Here is an 18,593-nt window from a genome sequence, read left to right on the forward strand (position 1 = left end):
CCGCCCCACGGCCGCAGCCACAGTCCCGCTGCCATCGGCTGGCCCGCGCTTCCGCCGCGCTCGCCCCATTCGGCTCGGCTGGTCGCAGCCCCACCGCCAAGCTGCCGCGGACTCTCCCACCGGCCACACCTGCCCCGCCGGCTCGCGTCGCCCCGCGGCGGCCGGCCACCGGCCGCGCAACTGTCGTCCGCTGCTCGCCCCGGGCCCGCGCAGCCGCCCGGCCCAGCCGCCACGCCTCACACCGTGACCCGCAGCTCCTTCAACCCCCGAATCACGAACTCCGGCCGCCGCGGCGGAGCCTCCACCAACCGCAGCCCCGGCACCTTCTCCACCAAAGCACTCAACGCAGCAGCGATCTCCACCCGAGCCAGCGGAGCCCCCACGCAATAGTGAATCCCCATCCCGAACCCCAGATGCGCATTGGGCGTCCGCCCGATGTCCAAGCGATCCGGCTCGTCGAACACCTCCGGATCCCGCGCCGCCGCACCCAGCAGCGCCCCGATCTTCTGACCCTCCGAAACGACATACCCGCGAATCGACACGTCCTCGGTGGCCGTCCGCTCGAACAGCTGCAGCGGCGCGTCGAACCGGATCAGCTCCTCCACGCACGAATCCAGCAAGGAAGGTGAGGCCAGCAGCCGCTCCCACTGGTCGCGGTGCGTCAGCAGCGCCGTGATCCCGTTGCCGAGCACGTTCACCGTCGCTTCGTGGCCCGCCATCAGCAGCAGCACCGCGGTGGCCACCAGCTCGTCGGGCGTCAGCTCGCTGCGCAGGAGGTCGCTGATGATGTCGTCGCCCGGTGCCGCGGCGCGGGCGGACGCCACCGACCGGACGTACGACACGAACTCGGCGGACGCCTGCTCGGCGGCGTCGCGGTCCGACTCCGGGCGGCCGAACTCGTACATCTTCACGATGGCGTTGGACAGCTCGACCATCCGCGGCCCGTCCGACCCCGGCACGCCGAGCAGCTCGGCGATCACCGCGACCGGCAGGGGCTGGGCGAGGTGCTCGAGCAGGTCGGCGCTGCCGTCGGCGGCGATCGCGGCGGCCAGGTTGTCGACCATGTCGGCGGCCAGCGCGGCGACCATCGGGCGCAGGCGCTGGACGTGGCCGCGGCCGAAAGCGCCCGCGATCAGGCGGCGGAGGCGGGTGTGCGCCGGGGGTTCGTTCTCGAGCAGCGAATTGCGGTGCAGCAGGTTGAACGAGGCGAACCGCTCCAGCGGCTGGGCGTCCTGCCAGATCCGGCCCAGCCCGCGGTGGCGCAGCACCGCCGCCGAGGCCGCGTGCGACACCGCGATGGCCATGCCGAGGCCTTCGTGGAAATGGACGTCGCCTTGGGCGCGCAGGGCGGCGAAGGCCGGGTACGGGTCTTCGAGGAACTCGGGATCGCGGGGGTCGAACACGTCGCGAGACTAACCCTTCGATAGCGTTCCAGGCCGAGCCAGAGGAGGCAGCAGTGGGCAAGGGCGCGCGCAAGAAGGGTCCCAAGCAGGCGTCGGACCGCAAGCCGAAGGTGCGCGACGTCTTCGTCGGTCAGCCGTTCGAGGGGCTGGCGGCGGAGCCCGAGCTGATCGCGCTGCGCGAGTTCGTGCCGTCCGCGACGGCCAAGCTGACCCTCGCCGACGGTGGGGACGTCACGCTCGGCACGGTGCTGCCGATGGCGGCCGCCGCGTTCGTGCGGTCGGACGGGGAGCGCTACCTCGGGCTGCAGGTCCAGACCCGGTCCTCCGACATCAGCCGTGACCTCGGCCGGTCGCTGAAGTGGCTGCTCGACGCCAAGGAGGGCGACGTCCTCGGCGTGCCGGACACGACCACGCTGCCCACCGCCGACGAGCACGCCCGGCTGCAGGACCTGCTCGCGCCGGGCGCCGAACTCGACGTCACGCTGCACACCGATTTCGCGTGGTGGCTGCCCGAGGACGCCGACGCCACCGGGGACGTCGCGGTGTCGCTCGAGCGCGCGAACGCCGCGATCATGCCCACCGAGCGGCTCGGCGCCGGGGCCTACTGGGTCCTCGCCGGCGAGAAGGCGCACCTGCGCTGGGTGCGTCCGGAGCCGGAGAACCTGCTGCTCCAGGCGCTGGCGCGGCTGTCCGCGGCCGGCGAGCTCGGGCTCGGCGAGGGCACGCGGTACGCGGGCTCGTTCCGGGCGCACGGCCTGCTGGTCCCCGTCTGGGACCTCGACCCCGAGGCCCACGCCCGCGAGTGGGCCGAGGCGAAGGACGCCCTCGGCGCCCGCCTCGAGACCGCGCTCAAGTCGCTCGACGACGAGCCGCTGAACGCCACCGAGCGGCGCGCACGGGACGGCCTCATCGGCCGTCAGCTCACCCTGCGCTGACCGGCGCTCACGGGGTGTCCGACCACTCCGTGAGCGTTCAACCAGGGGTTTTGTGGCGCACGAGACACCGCCGCCCGACCGTGCCGGTGGGACGATTCTCGGCGTGATACTCCACATCTGCGGGGCGGCCGACTGGGCCGAAGTGGGCGAGGGCGGGGAGTACCGGCCGCCGTCGCTGGACGACGTCGGGTTCATCCACTGCTCCGACTTCGGCACGGCGCACCTGCCGGCCAACGCGCTCTACCGGGGCCGCACCGACCTGGTGCTGCTCGAGATCGACCCGGGGAAGGTCGGCGTCCCGGTCCGCTGGGAGGACGGCGAGCCGCCGCACCCGGCCGGGGTCCGGTTCCCCCACGTCTACGGGCCGCTGCCGCACGCCGCGGTCGTCGGCGTGCACGAGTTCGGCGAGGTGGACGGCGGCGGGTTCCGGCTGCCGGCCGCGCTCGCGCACCGCTGACGTGGGCAGCTCGAACCGCCCGGATTCGGGCGGGAACGCAGGCAACCTGAGGGGGCTGTGATGCGTGTTGGGGGAGAAAGCGACTCGGCTTCTGGCTACCCGACCCCGATGGGAGGCGATACGGTGACCGCTGCGGCACCCGTCTTCACCGGGGGAGATACCTGGGTGACCAGCGCAGGCCGAGGGAGGGCCGCGACGTTGCCGGGCGAGTTCACCGACTTCGGCGACTTCGTGCAGGCCACCCTGCCGGGGCTGCTGCGGTACGGGCACGCGCTCACCGGCAACCCGCACGACGCGGCCGACCTGGTGCAGACCGTGCTGGAGAAGATCGGCTCGCGCTGGCACCACGTGCACGAGAAGACCGGTGACCCGCTGGCCTACGTCCGCCGGTCGATGGCGAACGCGCACGTCAGCCGCTGGCGCCGGACGCGCCGCGAGAACCTGGTGGCTGACCTGCCGGACACCACGCCGCACGTGCCCGCCGACCCGTTCGAGCACGAGCCGCTGTGGCGTGCGTTACGGACGTTGCCGCCGAGGCAACGCGCCGTGATGGTGCTGCGTTACTACGAAGGTCTCTCGGAAGCGGAGATCGCCGGGGCCCTCGGCGTCACGCAGGGCACCGTCAAGAGCCAGGCCAGCAAGGCGATCACGTCGCTGCGGACGAAGCTCAAGGCGACCGGCACCGAAGGCGAAGGGAGTGACGCGGGTTGAACATCTCCGAGGACGAGCTGGAGCAGCGCCTGCGCGCGATGTTCGCCGATGAGCGGCTGGACCTGCCGCCGCCACCGGAAGCGGGCGCGGCGATCGTCGCGGGCGCGGGACGACGTCGTCGCCGGCGCCGGAACCTGCAGGCCGTCACCGGTGTCGCCGCGGCCGTGGTCGTCGTCTCGGCCGGGCTGACGATGGTCCGGATCCACACCGAGGACGGCACCGCGGTGATGTCCGCCGACGGCGCCGACATCAGCGTCAAACCCCCGGAAAACCTGACGGCGGGCCGGTCACCGCAGCCGTCCGCGCCCGGGCCGACCGGGACCCACAGCATCGAAGTTTCCGTGCCGCCGGGCACGCCGACGTCGAAGCCGCCACGGCCGCCGACGTCGCGCCCGCCGACGGCGCTGCCCAGCGTGTCGACCGGGCCGCTGCTGGCGGCGGACGGCTTCGGCCGGCTCAAGCTCGGCATGTCCGAAGCCGACGTCGCCGCGCAGGAAGTCACGCTCAGCGAGGCGCAGGCGGGGCCGAGCTGCACCGTCTACAAGGTGGACGGCAGCGGTGTCCCAGCCGCCGCGAGCGTCGTCATTTCGAAGGCGGTCGGGCTGGTCGTCGTGACCCCCGACGTCGTCGCGCACACGCCCGAAGGCGTCGGTGCCGGAGCCACCAAGGAGCAGGTGCTCGCCGCCTACCCCGCGGCCAAGGACGAGACCGGTGGCGTGGTCGCCCCGGCGAGCGCGACCGCCGACTACCACTTCCTGCTCGGTACGGCGGGAGTCGCGCAGACGAGCTTGATGAGCGTCAACCAGGACTGCGCCGGCTGATCAGCCGGCGCACGCGGAAGCCCGGGCCATCCACAGGGGGAGGGCCCGGGCTTCCGTTCGTGGTGGGAGCGAAGTCCTAGAGTGCGCCGCCGGCCACGGGCGGCATCTGGGAGTCGGCGCCGGCGTCGCCGACCGACTCGCGGTAAAGGTGGTTCTCCACCTCGAACAGGTTGCCGTTCGCGCGCTTGACGACGTTCAGCAGCGTGCTCATCTGGGAGATCTCTTCGACCTGCTCCTTGAGGAACCACTGCGTGAACTGCTCGCCGATGTAGTCCTCTTCGGCCCGCGCCGCCTTCGTCATCGCGGAGATGTCGGCGGCGACCTCCTTCTCCTGCTCCAGCGCCAGTTCGATGAGTTCGGTGACGCTCGAGAAGTCGTTGCGCACTTCGCCGGTGCCGGGGATTTCGACGTGGTGGTCGCGGTCGAGCAGGTACTGCACGAGCGCCATCGCGTGGTTGCGCTCTTCGACGGACTGCTTGTAGAAGTGCTTCGCCAGCTGCGGCAGGTCCTCGGCGTCGAACCACACCGCGAGCGCGATGTACTGCTGGGACGCGTTGAACTCGTTGTGGATCTGCGCCTGCAGCAGTTCGTAGAACTTCGAGCGCGGTTCTTTCTTGGTGAGGGCCATGCAGACCAGAATAGATCAAGATTGGCGGAAATGCCAATCGGGACTGGTGATCCACCCCCTATTAGGGTTACCATTCCTAAAGAAGACGTACCTAATTTAAGTAAGCCTTCCCTAAATTGTCGTGTGCATTTAGGGAAGGCTTACTTCGTTTATCGCAACGGTTCGCGGCGGATCGGGCACGACATGCAGCGCGGGCCGCCGCGGCCGGAACCGAGCTCCGAACCCGCGATCGGCAGCACCTCGATGCCGGCCGCCTCCAGGCGCTCGTTCGTCTCGACGTTCCGCTCGTAGCCCACGACGACGCCCGGGGCCAGCGCGAGCGTGTTGTTGCCGTCGTCCCACTGCTCGCGCTCGGCGGTCACCGGGTCGAGGCCGGTGTCGATGACGCGCAGCCGGTCGATCTCCATCGCTTCGGCCGCGGCCACCAGGAACGGGGCCGGCCCGGCCACCTTCACGCCGCCGTCGCCGGTCGGGCGCAGCGTGAACGCCGTCAGGGAGTCGCGCGCCAGCGGGTACATCACGACCGCGTCGGCGTCGACCATCGTGCAGACCGTGTCCAGGTGCATGGTCGCGCGGGACTGCTCGATCGGCACCGCCAGCACGGTGTGCGCGATGCCGTCGGCGAACACCGAACGGGCGAGGGACTCGGCGCCGGCCGCCGTCGTGCGCTCGCCGACGCCGATGGCCAGCACGCCCGGGGCCAGCAGCATCACGTCGCCGCCCTCGATCGGCGCGGAATGCGCGCCGTACGCGCGCGCGGCGTGCCGGAAGTGCGGGTGGTAGGCGTAGATCAGGTCCAGCACCGCGGTTTCCCGGCGGCGCGCGGGCATGGTCAGCGACGAAACCGCCACCCGGTCGGCGATCCACGCCGACGAGTCGCGGGTGAACAGCAGGTTCGGCAGCGGGTCGACGGCGAAGTCGTGCGGGTGGTTCATCATCCGCACCAGCGACGCGCCCTCCGCGGACGGCAGCTCCTCGAACGTCATCCCGGCCATCAGCACCTCGGCGAGGCCGGCCGCGTCGGCGCTCGAGAGGTGCGACCGCAGCGAGTCGGCCAGGTCGCCGCCGAGCCGCCGGTCGTCGACGGCCGCGTGGACGCCCGCCGCGTGGGCGCGGTCGTCCTCCAGCGCCGTGCGGAGCGCGTCGGCCAGCAGCAGGACGTCGACGCCGCGGCTGCGCAGCACCTCGGCGAACGCGTCGTGCTCGGCCTGTGCCCGGTCGACCCACGGGATCGAGTCGAACAGCAGCTGGTCGTTGTTGCGGGGCGTCAGCCTTTTGAGCTCGTTGCCGGGCCGGTGCAGCAGCACCGCGCGCAGGGGTCCGACTTCGCTGTCCACCCGGGGAGGTGTCGTTTCGTCGTTCACCACCCGATCCTATTCACGGCAGCCAGGAAACGTGACCTTTGAGCAGCGAATACCCGACGAACGACACGAAGTCGAACAGCGTGTGCGCGGCCACCAGCGGCCACAGCCGGTTCGTCTTCTGCCACAGCCTGCCGAACACCAGGCCCATGACCAGGTTGCCGACGAACCCGCCGAAGCCCTGGTACAGGTGGTACGACCCGCGCAGCACGGCGGCGCCGAACACGGCGTTGTTCTCGCGGACGCCGAGCTGCCGCAGCCGGGTCAGCAGGTAGCCGACGACCAGGACCTCTTCGGCGAAGGCGTTGCCGAACGCCGACAGCGTCAGCGTGATCGGGCGCCACCACGTGTCGTTCAAAGTGGACGGTTGGACCGCCAGGCTGAAGCCCAGGTGGTAGGAGATGAAGTACAGCGCCAGGCCGGGGATGCCGATCAGCGCGGCGAGCGCGAGCGTCAGCAGTGCGTCGCGACCGGGGGTGCGGCGGTCCAGCCCGACCTGCGCGAGCTTGACCCCGGCGCGCCACAGGAAGTACAGCCCGAGCGCGCCCCAGCCGACCAGCTGGGCGGCCGAGAGCAGCTGCTTGAGCAGGTCGATCAGGCTCGCCGCGGCCTGGGGCACGTTGAGCTGGACCTGCTGCTGGGCCAGCGGCGTCGGCTGCAGCAGCGAGTCCACAAGGGACAGCAGGCTGCGCACACCGGACAGGCCGAGCGTGATGCCGAAGACGATCAGCAGCTCGAGCTTGATCGCGCGGCGCTCCGCCGGGTCTTCGATCGTCCCGGGGAACTCGGGGCGGGCCGGGGCCAGCCACGATCGCGCGGTGAACGTCATGTGCGCACGCTACCTTCGGGGTATGCCGAGGAGCATCGCCACCAACGAAACCGTCGACCGCACCGCGCTGGTCGAGTTCCTGTCCACCCGCCACCGCGCGATCCTGCTGACCACGAAGGCCGACGGCGGGCCGCAGCTGTCGCCGGTCACCTGCGGGGTCGACGCCGAGGGCAGGCTGGTCATCTCGACCTACCCGAAGCGCGCCAAGATCGTGAACATCAAGCGCAACCCGAAGGTCTCGGCCTGCGTCCTGTCCGACGAGTGGAACGACCAGTGGGTGCAGCTCAACGGCACCGCCGAGGTGCTGGACATCCCGGATTCGGTCGAGCCGCTCGTCGACTACTTCCGCGCCATTTCCGGCGAGCACCCCGACTGGGACGAATACCGCGAAGCCATGGTCAAGCAGGGCAAGAGCATCATCCGGATCACCATCGAGAGCTGGGGCCCGATCGCCAAGGGCGGCTTCCCCGCCGAACTAGCCTGACGCGCCCCGCAGGAACGGGCAGCCGACCAGCCGCCGCAGCTCCGTCGCGAGCTGCGGCGGGCTGTCGACGGACTTCGAGAACGCCAGCCGCACGTCGTGGTCGCCCGCCTCGGACTCGACGCGCAGCCGCAGCCCGAACCGGTCGAGCCCGAGCGGGCGGATCCGGCCGCCTCGCAGGTCCGCCGGCAGGTGCTTCGCCAGCTGGTCGACGACGTCGGAGTGGTCGCTTTCCAGGTGCCGCAGCCACTGGGCCTCGTAGTCGTGGAACGGGTCGGGCGGCGCGGCGCTGAACATGTGCGGGCGCAGCGAGTGCGTGCCCTCGGCGTCGGCGAGCACGAGCGACGCCGGGGTGAGCCGCAGCAGCGTGACGCCGTGGCCGACGTCGAGCAGCCGCTCGTCCGGCCGCGTTTCGGCGATCGCGACCGCTCGCGCGCGGGCCGACACCGGGGAGAGCGGCCGCAGCCAGCCGGTGATCCACAGCAGCCCGCGGATCGGTTCCCGCAGCGCGACCGGCGCCTGGTCGGCGAGCTCGACCATCACGGCCAGCTCGCCGCGCTGGGTCTGCTTCGCCGCGGTGACCATGGGGTGGTCGTCGGCCAGCAGCACGCTCACGCTGCCGCTGTGGTGCACGTGGTGCAGGACCGGGACGACGCGCTCGCCGTCGAGACCGGCGCGTTCGCAGGTGGGCAGCAAGGACGCGGGACCGTTGCGGGTCGCGATCGTCTTGGCGCGCTCGGCGGGGTTCGGCGCCGGCGGGCGGCGGATGGATGCGGGGGCCTGGGTCACGGCTCACCTCCTACTTAGGTGAGCCTAACCTGAATTCGACGGTCTGGGTAGTCACCCGGGTCACGCCCGGCGTTCCGCTGAACGGAGTATCCGGTAACGCCGGTGACCGGTTCACCGAAAAGCCGGTGACCAAAGCCGACACGGTGGGGGCCTAGCGTGCAGATCGTCCCGGTTCCCGAACGCGTGCCGGCGTTCGAACTCGACCCCGCGATGCCGTCCGGGGCGCTGCCGATCTTCGGCGAGTACCTCGACCGCATCGGCCGGAGCACCGCGGACCGGCGGGTGCTGTCCTGGCTGTTCCTGGTGTTCGGGGTCGTCCAGTTCTTCACCGGCGCCGGCCTCGCGCTGCCGGTGGGCACGCTCGTGCTGGCCGGCTCGGTCGAGGCGTGGTGGCTCTACCGCGCGTACGTGAGGGTGCCCGAAACGCGGCTGAAGCGGGAGGCGTTCCGGCAGGTGGACGTCACCGCACTGGTCGCGGCCGGCCGGACGGTCGGCGTCCGCCTCCCGGACGGCCGCTGGCTGCGCGTCCGCCTCGACGAAGCCCACCGGCTGCTGCTGGCCGGGCACCGGCGGGTCTGGCTGCTGGGACGTGGTCCGAAGGTCTTCGTCGGCTTCTCCGGGCTGGTCCGCGTCCGCCGCGCCCGCGTCCACGAGACGCCGCCGCCGGGCGCCACGGCGGTCCCGGTCCCGGCCGGCTCGGGCTCGCCGCGGCTCGACCCGGTCCTCGCCGCGCACCGCCGCGGACTCGCCCGCGAACTGCGCCGGACGGCGGCGTTCCTGCTGGTACTGGCCGGTTTCGCGCTGTGGGTCCGGCTCGATTTCCCGGTCATCGGCTGGATCGCGTGGGCCTTCGCGGCCGGCGCGCTGCTGGGCGCGCTCGCGATGGGACTGCGTTCGCTCGCCCACGGCCGCCCGCTGACGGCCGACCACTGGACGGAACTGCGCGCGGTCCCGGACGGCCCGGTCCGCATGGACCGCCGCGGCACGGCGCGGCTGAGCGGCCTGACCATGCTGGCCGACGGCACGGTGGTCCCCTTCCGCCTCGCCAAGGCGGACCCGTCGATGGCCGCGAACATCGCGTCGACGGGCCGCCTGTGGATCGCGGGCGTCCCCCGACCGGGCGCGGCACGCACGGGCCTGCCGGGCTACCCGGTCCTGGGCACGGTCCGGCTGGGCTGAGCGTCCCACCGCGGGTGCCAAGCGTCGTTCGCCCGGGTGCCCTGGCCCAGGTAGGACCGCAGCGCCGCCAGCGCCGGGTGCGGGTTGTCGCGGCGCCACACCAGCGAATGCGGGTACACCGGCACCGGCCGTTCGATCCGCACCCGCCGCAGGTCGTGCTCCGCCGGCCACAACAGCCGGGCGCCCGTGGGGAACAGCGTCGCCACCTCCGCCGACTCAGCGACCGTGTCCAGCACCACCTCGGTCCCGAAGTTCGGGCCGGCCGCGTCGATCGACAGCCCGAACGCCGTCGCGAACGCGCCGTAGTACGCACCCCACTCGGTCCCGGGCGCGACCCCCGGCAGCCACAGCCGGTGCCCCGCCAGCTCCGCCGGGGTCACCGACGACGTGCCGGCCAGCGGGTGCCGGGGTCCGCACAGCAGCTCGATGGGCTCGTCGAACACCCACCGCGCGTCGAGGTCCGGCGGCAGCTGCACCACCGCGCGGAACGACGCGTCGATCTTGCCGGTACGGAGCGCGGTGGCCGCCGTGTCGAACAGGGTCACCACCTCCAGCGCGATCTCCGGGTGCGACTCGTGGAACTCCCGCAGCAACGTCGCCGGGCACAGGCGGCGGCCGATGACGTCGACGCGCAGCGGGCCGGTGCGGACCGACGCCAGTGCTCGCGCCTCCGCCGAAAGCAGCTCCCTCGCGTGCGGCAGGAACGCTTCGCCTTCGGTGGTCAGCCGCGCGCCGCGGGCGGTGCGGGTGAACAAGCGGGCGCCGAGGGTCTTCTCCAACGTCGCGATGCGCTTCGAGACCGCCTGCTGCGTGATCGACAAGTCCACCGCGGCGTCCTGGAACCGGCCCGCCGAAACGACGGCCACGAAGGTGCGCACTGCGTCGAGGTCCACGGCGACCGACCTTAGGACCACAACCCCGCGTTGTGGCTCGCCGACGCGTCGGTTGTTTGCGCCGCTCGCCCGCTCCTCGCTTTGATCTCCCGGTGACGCGGAGGCAGCTCGGGCGGGGATTCAGGTGGCTTTGGTCGGCGTACGCGGTGAGCGCGTTCGGCACCTGGCTCGGGTTCGGCGCGTTCCCCATGCTCGCGATCCTCGTGCTGCACGCCGGGCCCACGGCGGTGTCGGCGCTCGCCGCGATCGGGCCCGCGGTGGGGGCGCTCGTGGCCGTGCCGCTGGGACCGTGGGTGGACCGGCGGCGGAAGCGGCCGGTCATGGTGGCCATGGACCTGGTGCGGTTCGGCGCGCTGCTCAGCGTGCCCGCCTGCTACGCCCTCGGGTTGCTGAGCTTCGGCCAGCTCCTCGCCGTCTCCGTGGTCGTCGCCGCGGCGGACATCACCTTCACCTCGGCGAGCGGGGCCTTCCTGAAGGGGCTCGTCGCGCCGGAGGACCTGCTCGTGGCCAACGGCCGGTTCGAATCGACGAACTGGACGGCCACCGCGCTCGGGCCGCCGCTCGGCGGGGCCGCGTTCGCCGTGCTCGGGCCGGTGACGTCGGTGGCGGCCAACGCCGCCAGTTTCCTGCTCTCCGCGCTCGGGATCCGGGCGATCGGCGGGGACGAGCCGCGCCCGCGCCACACCGAGCGGCTGCGCGCGCGTGAGCTGGCCGACGGGTGGCGCTTCCTGCTGGCCCACCGAGGACTGCGCCCGCTGCTCTTCAACGCGATGGTCTTCAACGGCCTGGTGATGGCGACCGAGCCGCTGCTCGCGGTGCTGATGCTGGGCGAGCTCGGGCTCACGCCGTGGCAGTACGGGCTCGCGTTCGCGGTGCCGTGCCTCGGCGGGCTGGCCGGTTCGCGGCTGACCCCGCGGCTCGTCGCCCGGTTCGGGCGGCACCCCGTGCTGCTGACGTCGGGCGCGGTCCGGGCGTGCTGGCTGCTCGCGCTGGCGTTCCTGCCCGGCGGCGCGAGCGGGCTGGTCTTCGTCATGGTCGTAGAGCTGGGCCTGATCGTCAGCTGCAGCGTGTTCAACCCCGTGCTGGCCACCTACCGGCTCGAACAGCTGCCGCCGGACCGCGCCGCCCGCACGCTCTCGGCGTGGTCGGTCAGCACCAAGGCGGCGATCGCCGCGCTGACCGCCCTGTGGGGGGTGCTCGCCGGCTGCACCGGCCCGCGGGTCGCGATCGGGGTCGCCGGGGTGCTCGTGCTCGTGACGCCGTTGCTGCTGCCCCGGCGCGATCGGACGCCGGTCGCCGTCTAGCCCAGCGACTTCCGGGTCGCCTGCTCGGTTTCCAGCACGCCTTGGCGGATGCCTTCCAGCTGGTCGCTCAGCTCCCGGACGGCGCCGGTGTCGACGGCGACGTCCGTCGTCGCGGCGGTCAGCTCCGCGACCCGCGCCACCAGGCTGTCCAGGCCGAGCGCGCCGGACTGCAGCTGCGCCAGCAGCTTGTCGCGCGCGCCGGACAGCCGGGTGTGCACGTCGGCCTGTGCCTGCACCGCCGTCAGCGCCTGCTCCAGGTCGCCGCGCACTTCCGCGCGCGCCGAACGCAGCTCGCGCTCCAGGCGGCGTCGCTCCTTCGAGACGGCGTCGAGGTCCACCCGCGAGAGCGCCTTCCCGGTCGCCGAGGCACGCCCGGCCAGGCGCCGCAGCGTCACCAGCGTCTCCTGGACCACCGGTGCCATGTCCGCGACGCGGTCGGCGAGCGGCCCCGCGTCCAGGGAGTCGCTGAGCGAGCCGAAGCCCTCGGCCGCGCTTTCGGCCCGGCGCAGCCAGTTCTCTTCGGGCGAGCCGGGCGCGACGTCGAGCACCCGCGCCTCACGCGGTCGCGGCTCCTTCTCGCGGGTCGCGACGGCGACGCCCGCCCGCGCGGCGAGCACCGCCACCCCGACCCCGACGGCGGCGACGACCGGCAGCTGCACGGCCCACGCCACCCCGGCCGACGTGGCGGCGAACAGCAGCCCCCACGGTTCGGCGAGCTCACGGGCGAACTTCATGTCAGAAATTCGAGATCACGGAGGTGAACACCTGGTTGATCGAGTCCGGTTTGGACGAATCGTACTCCGATCCCTCGGTCGCTTCCGCGATCTGCTTCAGCACGCCCTGGTCGGCGTCCGAGCCGTAGGCGATGGTGAACAGCCGGACCGTCTCCGCGTTGCCCTCCGGCCGCAGCTGCGGCAGCAGGTGCTCGAGGTCGATGCCGCCGGAGTCCTCGTTGCGGCCGTCGGTCAGCACGACGACCGCGTTGATCGCGGCCGGGTCGAGGTGCGCCTTCAGGTACTCGTACGCGGCCTGCGACGAGTCGTAGAGCCCGGTGCCCGCCTGCGGCGTCAGCCCGCTCAGCCGCATCGCGAGGGTTTCCTTGCCGCTGTTCCCGAGCGCCTGCACCGGGACCAGCTCCTGGTAGTCCTTGTCGCCGTCGAGGTGGGTGGAGAACTGCCAGAGCCCGACCTGGTCGCGCGGCACGAACTGGCCGAGCGCGTCGATCGCGGCCTGCTTGGCCAGGTCGATCTTGCTCTTGCCGGTGCCCTTGACCTCGTCGCCCATCGAGCCCGAGACGTCCACGACGAGCAGCACGTTCGCCTTCTTGCGCAGCTCGGTCCACGACGCCAGCAGCTTCGAAAGCACGGTCGGCGACGGCGGCCGGATGAAGTTGATCTTCGCGTCCGGCTGGACGCCGTTCTGGATCGTCGCCTGCGGACCCGGCTGGCCGTCGAACGAGCGGAAGCCGAGCGCGGCGAACCGCTGCTGGGTCTCCGGGCCGCGCAGGTAGCCGAGGAAGTCCGCGGCGATCTGCTTGCGCGTCGGGTCGGCCCAGTTCAGCGTGACGAACGGGTGGTCGGAGTTGAGCGTGCCGTCGGCCGGGTAGATCGCGACGATCGGCACCTTCGGCGGCGCGTGCTGGCCGACCTTCGCCGGGTCGTTCGTCGGGTTGCCCTGGTTGTAGCCGATCAGGGAGCTCTCCTCGACGGTCACCGCCGAGATGTAGGACAGCGCCGCGCCGCGGTCGTCGGCCTTCTGCAGGTTGGTCAGGAACGTCAGCGTGTTGTCGCCGTAGTGCACGATCGCCTGCTCGATGTTCGAGACGAACTGCCGGGCCTCCGGCTTCTCGAGCGCGGCCGCGGTGAGGTCGGACGACGTCCCGGTGGCCGCGTAGTAGGCGCCGATCGTGGCGTTCAACCCCGCCGTCGAGATGTTCGGGTTCGTCTTGCCGAGCCGGAACCTGCCCCACTCGGGGTGGCCGAACTTCGCCCAGCCCGCCGGGTCGGTCGCCAGCGTCGCGAGGTCCTTCCAGCCGATCGGCTTGGCCGGCCAGCCCAGCGCCTCGGCCATCGGCTTCGGCATGGCGACGGTCAGCGGCGAGTTCGCGATCGACTGCGGGTCGCCGTCCGGCACGATCGACGCCGTGTCGCCCTTCGCGTTGACGCGCAGCAGGTTGACCCAGCCGCTCGCGGCCGGCGTCCAGACGTCCGGGCGCGGGCCGTCGGTGGCCTCGTTCCAGCCGTTCGCCAGCGCCTGCATCGCGACGCCCGACGACTTCGATTTCACGACGACGTCGACGCAATGGCCGGCGACCGTCCGTCCGGAGTAGGCCTTGGCGGCCTCCTGGACTATTCCGGCCTTTTCCGGCGACGACGCGACGGTGAGCGCGACGGCGTCCGAGCCGGTGCACTTCGGCGCGTCGGCCTCGTCGTCCGAGCCGCTGGTCCAGGCCCGGATCCCGATGATCAGCCCGGCGGCGACCACGATCGCGGCCAGGAACGGGAGAATCTTTCTCCTTCGCCGTGCTGGCTGGGAATTGATCATCGAATCCTCCCCGTTCCGCGACCGGAAATTCCATTATCCGGCAGCGGAACGGGAAGAGGACGGTATTTTGACTATTGCTTAGGGCCGCGGCGCGACCACGTCCACGCGTAGCCGGGGTCCTCGGACGCGTCGGCGGCCTCGCCGAGTTCGAGCGGCGCGAACGTGTCGACCATGACCGCGGTCTCGTCGAAGAACTCCGCGCCGATCGACGCCTCCGCCGCGCCCGGCTGCGGGCCGTGCGTGAAGCCGGACGGGTGCAGCGACAGCGAGCCGACGCCGATGCCCGAGCCCTTGCGGGCTTCGTAGTTGCCGCGCACGTAGAACATCAGCTCGTCGGAGTCGACGTTCGCGTGGTTGTACGGCACCGGGATCGAGTCCTCGTGGTAGTCGACCTTCCGCGGGCAGAAGGAGCAGACGACGAAGTTCGGGCCCTCGAACGTCTGGTGCACCGGCGGCGGCTGGTGCACGCGGCCGGTGATCGGCTCGAAGTCGTCGATGTTGAAGGCCCACGGGTAGAGGCAGCCGTCCCAGCCGACGACGTCGAAGGGGTGCGTCGCGTACGTGTAGCGCGTGAGGCCCGCGCGGTGCCGCACGAGCACCTCGACGTCCTCGCCGTCCACCACCAGCGGCGCCGACGGCCCGCGGATGTCGCGCTCGCAGTACGGCGCGTGCTCCAGGAACTGGCCCTTCGCCGACAGGTACCGCTTCGGCGGGCCGATGTGGCCGCGCGCCTCCAGCGTGAAGAGGTTGATCTCGCCGTGGGGGACCACCCGGTAGGTGCACGACGTCGGGATCACCAGGTAGTCGCCGTCGCCCACGTCGATGCTGCCGTAGATCGTCTCGACCGTCGCCGAGCCGCCGTGGACGTAGAAGAGCTCGTCGCCGGCCGCGTTGCGGTAGAGCGGGCTGGGCGCGGTCGCGGTGACGAAGCCGATCGTGACGTCGTTGTTGCCGAACAGCCGCCGCCGGTCGGTCACGGCGTCGGTCTCGCCGCCGAACTTGAGGTCCTGGGTCTTGAAGGCACGCGGCTTGAGCGGCAGGTTCGGGGTGAGCGGGCCGCGGTCCTCCTCGACCGCGACGGCGTCGACGATCGCCGTCGGCAGGCCGCGGTGGTAGAGCAGCGCGGAGTCGGCGGAGAAGCCCTCGACGCCCATCAGCTCCTCGGCGTAGAGGCCGCCGTCCGGCTTGCGGAACGCGGTGTGCCGCTTGTGCGGGATCTCGCCTACTTGCCGGTAGTAAGGCATCGGCGTCCCCTTCATACGTGTCCGTTGTGCGAACGATTTTGTCCTGATGTCGTACGCTACTAGCGTGTCAGTCGTGTCAAGCGCTGTGGAACTCACGCCCCCCGGCCCCCGTGGGATTCCTCCCCTGTTCGCGAGGCTCGTCGACGACTCGGCGCTGTTCCCTCCGGGCGATGCGGCCATGCCCGAAGCTCTGCGCTCGCACTTCGCGAGCCGGGAGTCCGAACACGCGGGTGTCCTGGGGGTTTTTCTCTGTCAAGCCTCCCGGTTGCCGGAGCTGATCACCGAGCTGATCAAGATCAAGCCGAAGCAGCCGCTCCCGCTGTCGCTGATCATCGACACCGGCCTCGGCGGCGTCCCGAAGGCCATCTCGATCGTCGAGTCGCGCAGTGAGCTGCTCGCGCTGCGGATGGTCGAGATGCCCGCGCCGTCGGACGTCGACGAGGTCTGGCTGGAGCGCGTTTCGGAGTTCGTCCCCGAGGACGTCATCCGCGTGGTCGAGCCGCGGCGCGGCGTCGGCTGGCTGGACGGCGTGCGCAAGGTGATCGAGCACGGCAGCTGGCCGAAGATCCGCTGCGGCGGCAAGGCGGGGGAGAACTTCCCCAACGTCGACGAGGTCGCGGACTTCCTCGCCGTGGTCTCCGGGTCCAGCGGGGCCTCGTTCAAGGCGACGAACAGCCTGCACCGCGCGGTCCGGCACACCGACCCGGAAACCGGCTTCGTGCACCACGGCTTCCTGAACCTGCTCGTGGCGTCCGCGCGCAGCCTCGCCGGCGGTGACGTCCGGGCGGCGCTGGAGTCGACCGACGCCCAGGCGCTGGCCGACGAGGCCCGGGCGCTGTCCGAGCCGGCCGCCAAGGCCGTGCGGGCGCTCTTCGCGTCCTACGCGGCGGCGTCGTTCGAGGAGCCGGTCGCCGACCTGGGCGAACTCGGCTTGCTGTGACCAGCCGGGAGGGGTCGCTGACGCTCGACCGCGGGCTGGCCCTGCTGCAGGCAGTGGCCGACGCCGGTGGCGACGCGGCGACCATCTCCGAGCTGGCGGTCACCATCGGGGCCAGCCGCGCGGCCGTCTACCGGCTGCTCGTGCCGCTGTCGGAGCGCGGGCTGGTCTGGCGCGACGGCACCAAGGTGCGACTCGGCGTCGGGCTGCTGCGGCTGGCCGGGCAGGTGCTCCCGCAGCTGCGGGACGCGGCCGGCCCGGTGCTGCGCGAGCTGGCCGAAAAGGTGGGCGCGACCGCGCACCTGTCGGTCGCGCAGGGGGAGCAAGCGCTTGCGGTGGCCGTCGTGGAGCCGTCCTGGACGAGTTTCCACGTCGCCTACCGCGTCGGGAGCCGCCACTCGCTGACCGCCGGCGCGGCGGGCAAAGCGATGTCCCTGCGGCCCGGCGGCGACGGCTGGGTGACGTCCACCGGCGAGCTGCAGGCGGGCGCGTCCGGCGTCGCGGCGCCGGTCCGCGGGGTGCCGGGGCTGAAGGCGAGCGTCGGGGTCGTCTCGATGGAGCCGTTGCAGGCCGCCGAGGTGGGTCCGCAGGTCGTCGCGGCCGCCGTGCGGCTGGCGGACATCCTGAAGGCTTAGCGCAGCGGCCGGACCATCGTCAGCAGCAGCGTGACGTCGACGGTGAACAGCAGCCGCTCGAACAGGCCGAGCGTGACCTCCTGGTTCGCCGGGCCGAGGACGAGCGTCAGGACGAACCCGCCCAGCACCACGCCGACGCTGGCGAAGCTCGCCGTGGCCAGGCGGCGGATCGTCGTCCGGCGCGGTTCCCAGGGGCAGCGTTCGCGGCCCTTCTTCGTCAGCACGAAGGCGGCCGCCGGCAGGGCGAGGAACGCCGTGAGCGCGGCGAGGTTGTGGACCTGCCCGGCGAGCGAGCGCGCCTGGCCGTCGGGGTCCACCGGGACGAGCCCGCACACGAGCAGCCCGGCCGACCACACGCCGAGCAGCACGCAGACGGCGGTGGTGCCCGGCCGGTGCGCTTTCGCGATGCCGGCGAGCAGGGCGACCGAGCCGAGCGACAGGGCCAGGCACATCACGCTGAACAGCGGCGCGGCCGACGCCGTGCCGAGCCTGCCGTAGACGTACTCCGAGAGCGTCTGCCAGATCGGGCTGACCTGGCCGGACAGGCTCAGGTGCAGGTCGAGCGAGATGGCCACGGCGAGGCCGATGCCACCGAGCGCGAGCCTGCCGTGCCACGGCGAGACCGCGGTCAATGGCTTGTTCACCTGGCTTCCACCCTTTCGTTTCCGAAAGGTTACCGGGTGAACCTGTGAGGCAGCGGTCAGAAGGTCAGCTGGAGCAGGGCGAACGCGGCGAAACCGGCGAACACGAACCCGGCGCAGCGCTGGATCAGCTTCGGCTTGATCCGGCTGCGGATCTTCCCGCCGATGAACACGGCCAGCCCGGCGACGACGACGAGCGCGGCGAACGCGCCGACGCCGACGGCGACGGGGTTGCCGATCCGGGCGGCGAGGCTGGCGGTGGCGAGCTGGGAGGCGTCACCCCACTCCGCGGCGAAGAGCACGCCGAACGACGTCATCGCGGAGCGCAGGAAGGACAGCGGAGCCGGGCCGATGCGCGAAGCGTCTTCACCGGCTTCGTCCGCTTCGCTGAATCCTTCGCGAAGGAGCATGAAAGAACCGAGGCCGAACATCGCGGCGACGGCGAGGGAAAGGACGACGTCCGGCAACAGCGTCAGGACACTGCCGAACGCGACCGCGATCACGCATTGCACGGCGAACGCGGCGCACACACCCGCGAATACCGGACCGCCGCGGAAGCGCGTGGTCAGCACGAGGGTCGCGACCAGCGTCTTGTCCGGCAGCTCCACGGCGAGGACCAGGCCGAACGCGCTGATCAACGCCACCATCGCGGAAGTCATGTGATTTCTTCGCCCCTTTCACTGCAACGATAAAGGGGCGATTCAGAGAACCGCAAGCTGATGGCGATCGCGAAATCGCCTGATCGGCAGCCATGAATTTGTCATCCAGCCGGGGCGCACAATTTTCTTCGGCACCCCGAAT

General features: G+C 71.7%; 20 protein-coding genes. 9 read left to right on the forward strand and 11 right to left on the reverse strand.

Translation table 11 applies throughout. From position 1 onward, the window contains the following. Window positions 1-236: 236 nt before the first annotated feature. Complete coding sequence (locus EIY87_RS18745) at window positions 237-1,403, reverse strand: cytochrome P450 (RefSeq protein WP_125309611.1); 1,167 nt, start codon at window positions 1,401-1,403, stop codon at window positions 237-239. Between the two features lie 53 nt (window positions 1,404-1,456). Here EIY87_RS18745 and EIY87_RS18750 point away from each other — a divergent pair, with 53 nt between their 5' ends. The 4 genes from EIY87_RS18750 to EIY87_RS18765 all read left to right on the forward strand — a co-directional run bounded on the left by EIY87_RS18750 (window position 1,457) and on the right by EIY87_RS18765 (window position 4,327). Continuing rightward, a complete protein-coding gene (locus tag EIY87_RS18750; protein WP_125309613.1) occupies window positions 1,457-2,338 on the forward strand; it encodes a DUF5926 family protein in 882 nt (293 codons plus the stop codon). A gap of 103 nt (window positions 2,339-2,441) precedes the next feature. Then, the gene (locus EIY87_RS18755) at window positions 2,442-2,795 is read left to right on the forward strand and encodes a DUF952 domain-containing protein (RefSeq protein ID WP_191984151.1); all 354 of its coding nucleotides are present in this window, start codon (window positions 2,442-2,444) and stop codon (window positions 2,793-2,795) included. 198 nt (window positions 2,796-2,993) lie between these two features. Beyond that, a complete protein-coding gene (locus EIY87_RS18760) occupies window positions 2,994-3,506 on the forward strand; it encodes a SigE family RNA polymerase sigma factor (RefSeq protein ID WP_125309970.1) in 513 nt (170 codons plus the stop codon). Further along, window positions 3,503-4,327 (forward strand): hypothetical protein, encoded by an 825-nt coding sequence (locus EIY87_RS18765; protein ID WP_125309615.1) that lies wholly within the window; start codon window positions 3,503-3,505, stop codon window positions 4,325-4,327. The genes EIY87_RS18760 and EIY87_RS18765 overlap by 4 nt, the downstream gene beginning before the upstream one ends. 76 nt (window positions 4,328-4,403) lie before the next feature. On the opposite strand, the gene EIY87_RS18770 is transcribed toward EIY87_RS18765, so the two are convergent. From EIY87_RS18770 to EIY87_RS18780, 3 genes are all read right to left on the reverse strand, one after another. Then, complete coding sequence (locus tag EIY87_RS18770; RefSeq protein ID WP_191984152.1) at window positions 4,404-4,955, reverse strand: ferritin; 552 nt, start codon at window positions 4,953-4,955, stop codon at window positions 4,404-4,406. Window positions 4,956-5,104: 149 nt separating this feature from the next. Then, window positions 5,105-6,292 carry an arginine deiminase gene (locus EIY87_RS18775; protein WP_191984170.1) on the reverse strand — a complete coding sequence of 396 codons (1,188 nt, stop codon included), beginning with the start codon at window positions 6,290-6,292 and terminating at the stop codon, window positions 5,105-5,107. Window positions 6,293-6,332: 40 nt separating this feature from the next. Next, the gene (locus EIY87_RS18780; protein WP_125309621.1) at window positions 6,333-7,145 is read right to left on the reverse strand and encodes a CPBP family intramembrane glutamic endopeptidase; all 813 of its coding nucleotides are present in this window, start codon (window positions 7,143-7,145) and stop codon (window positions 6,333-6,335) included. Between the two features lie 22 nt (window positions 7,146-7,167). On the opposite strand from EIY87_RS18780, the gene EIY87_RS18785 reads away from it, so the two are divergent. After that, a complete protein-coding gene (locus tag EIY87_RS18785; protein WP_125309623.1) occupies window positions 7,168-7,629 on the forward strand; it encodes a PPOX class F420-dependent oxidoreductase in 462 nt (153 codons plus the stop codon). Here EIY87_RS18785 and EIY87_RS18790 read toward each other — a convergent pair. Further along, window positions 7,621-8,415 (reverse strand): DUF2470 domain-containing protein, encoded by a 795-nt coding sequence (locus tag EIY87_RS18790; protein ID WP_125309625.1) that lies wholly within the window; start codon window positions 8,413-8,415, stop codon window positions 7,621-7,623. The two genes, EIY87_RS18785 and EIY87_RS18790, sit on opposite strands and share 9 nt — an antisense overlap. A 156-nt stretch (window positions 8,416-8,571) precedes the next feature. On the opposite strand from EIY87_RS18790, the gene EIY87_RS18795 reads away from it, so the two are divergent. After that, on the forward strand, window positions 8,572-9,594 hold the full coding sequence (locus EIY87_RS18795) for a hypothetical protein (protein WP_125309627.1): 1,023 nt from the start codon (window positions 8,572-8,574) through the stop codon (window positions 9,592-9,594). On the opposite strand, the gene EIY87_RS18800 is transcribed toward EIY87_RS18795, so the two are convergent. Further along, window positions 9,561-10,487 (reverse strand): LysR family transcriptional regulator, encoded by a 927-nt coding sequence (locus tag EIY87_RS18800; protein ID WP_125309629.1) that lies wholly within the window; start codon window positions 10,485-10,487, stop codon window positions 9,561-9,563. The two genes, EIY87_RS18795 and EIY87_RS18800, sit on opposite strands and share 34 nt — an antisense overlap. A gap of 146 nt (window positions 10,488-10,633) precedes the next feature. On the opposite strand from EIY87_RS18800, the gene EIY87_RS18805 reads away from it, so the two are divergent. After that, entirely contained in the window at window positions 10,634-11,791 is a 1,158-nt protein-coding gene (locus EIY87_RS18805; RefSeq protein ID WP_404800055.1) for an MFS transporter, read from the forward strand. Here the strand turns inward: EIY87_RS18805 and EIY87_RS18810 are convergent. From EIY87_RS18810 to EIY87_RS18820, 3 genes are all read right to left on the reverse strand, one after another. Then, entirely contained in the window at window positions 11,788-12,525 is a 738-nt protein-coding gene (locus EIY87_RS18810) for a hypothetical protein (RefSeq protein ID WP_125309633.1), read from the reverse strand. The two genes, EIY87_RS18805 and EIY87_RS18810, sit on opposite strands and share 4 nt — an antisense overlap. Window position 12,526: 1 nt before the next feature. Beyond that, window positions 12,527-14,335, reverse strand: a complete 1,809-nt coding sequence (locus EIY87_RS18815) for a substrate-binding and VWA domain-containing protein (protein ID WP_125309635.1) — start codon at window positions 14,333-14,335, stop codon at window positions 12,527-12,529. A 71-nt stretch (window positions 14,336-14,406) separates the two neighbouring features. Then, window positions 14,407-15,579 carry a homogentisate 1,2-dioxygenase gene (locus EIY87_RS18820; protein WP_125309637.1) on the reverse strand — a complete coding sequence of 391 codons (1,173 nt, stop codon included), beginning with the start codon at window positions 15,577-15,579 and terminating at the stop codon, window positions 14,407-14,409. Window positions 15,580-15,664: 85 nt separating this feature from the next. Between EIY87_RS18820 and EIY87_RS18825 the strand changes: the two genes are divergently transcribed. Both EIY87_RS18825 and EIY87_RS18830 read left to right on the forward strand, forming a co-directional pair. After that, entirely contained in the window at window positions 15,665-16,519 is an 855-nt protein-coding gene (locus EIY87_RS18825) for a hypothetical protein (protein ID WP_276328914.1), read from the forward strand. Then, window positions 16,516-17,151: an IclR family transcriptional regulator gene (locus EIY87_RS18830; protein WP_125309639.1), complete on the forward strand. Its 636-nt coding sequence runs from the start codon at window positions 16,516-16,518 to the stop codon at window positions 17,149-17,151. Before EIY87_RS18825 ends, EIY87_RS18830 begins: the two co-directional genes overlap by 4 nt. Here the strand turns inward: EIY87_RS18830 and EIY87_RS18835 are convergent. Further along, entirely contained in the window at window positions 17,148-17,795 is a 648-nt protein-coding gene (locus tag EIY87_RS18835; RefSeq protein WP_125309641.1) for a DUF998 domain-containing protein, read from the reverse strand. The two genes, EIY87_RS18830 and EIY87_RS18835, sit on opposite strands and share 4 nt — an antisense overlap. 56 nt (window positions 17,796-17,851) lie before the next feature. Next, window positions 17,852-18,439: a TMEM165/GDT1 family protein gene (locus tag EIY87_RS18840; protein ID WP_125309972.1), complete on the reverse strand. Its 588-nt coding sequence runs from the start codon at window positions 18,437-18,439 to the stop codon at window positions 17,852-17,854. Window positions 18,440-18,593 lie beyond the last annotated feature (154 nt).

Source organism: Amycolatopsis eburnea (assembly GCF_003937945.1).
Lineage (GTDB): Bacteria > Actinomycetota > Actinomycetes > Mycobacteriales > Pseudonocardiaceae > Amycolatopsis > Amycolatopsis eburnea.

Excerpts from the sequence above, each read along its gene's own strand:
- EIY87_RS18770 (WP_191984152.1), bottom strand. The coding sequence starts at position 4,955 with ATGGCCCTCACCAAGAAAGAACCGCGCTCGAAGTTCTACGAACTGCTG.
- EIY87_RS18780 (WP_125309621.1), bottom strand. The coding sequence starts at position 7,145 with ATGACGTTCACCGCGCGATCGTGGCTGGCCCCGGCCCGCCCCGAGTTC.
- EIY87_RS18785 (WP_125309623.1), top strand. The coding sequence starts at position 7,168 with ATGCCGAGGAGCATCGCCACCAACGAAACCGTCGACCGCACCGCGCTG.
- EIY87_RS18810 (WP_125309633.1), bottom strand. The coding sequence starts at position 12,525 with ATGAAGTTCGCCCGTGAGCTCGCCGAACCGTGGGGGCTGCTGTTCGCC.
- EIY87_RS18815 (WP_125309635.1), bottom strand. The coding sequence starts at position 14,335 with ATGATCAATTCCCAGCCAGCACGGCGAAGGAGAAAGATTCTCCCGTTC.
- EIY87_RS18820 (WP_125309637.1), bottom strand. The coding sequence starts at position 15,579 with ATGCCTTACTACCGGCAAGTAGGCGAGATCCCGCACAAGCGGCACACC.
- EIY87_RS18840 (WP_125309972.1), bottom strand. The coding sequence starts at position 18,439 with ATGGTGGCGTTGATCAGCGCGTTCGGCCTGGTCCTCGCCGTGGAGCTG.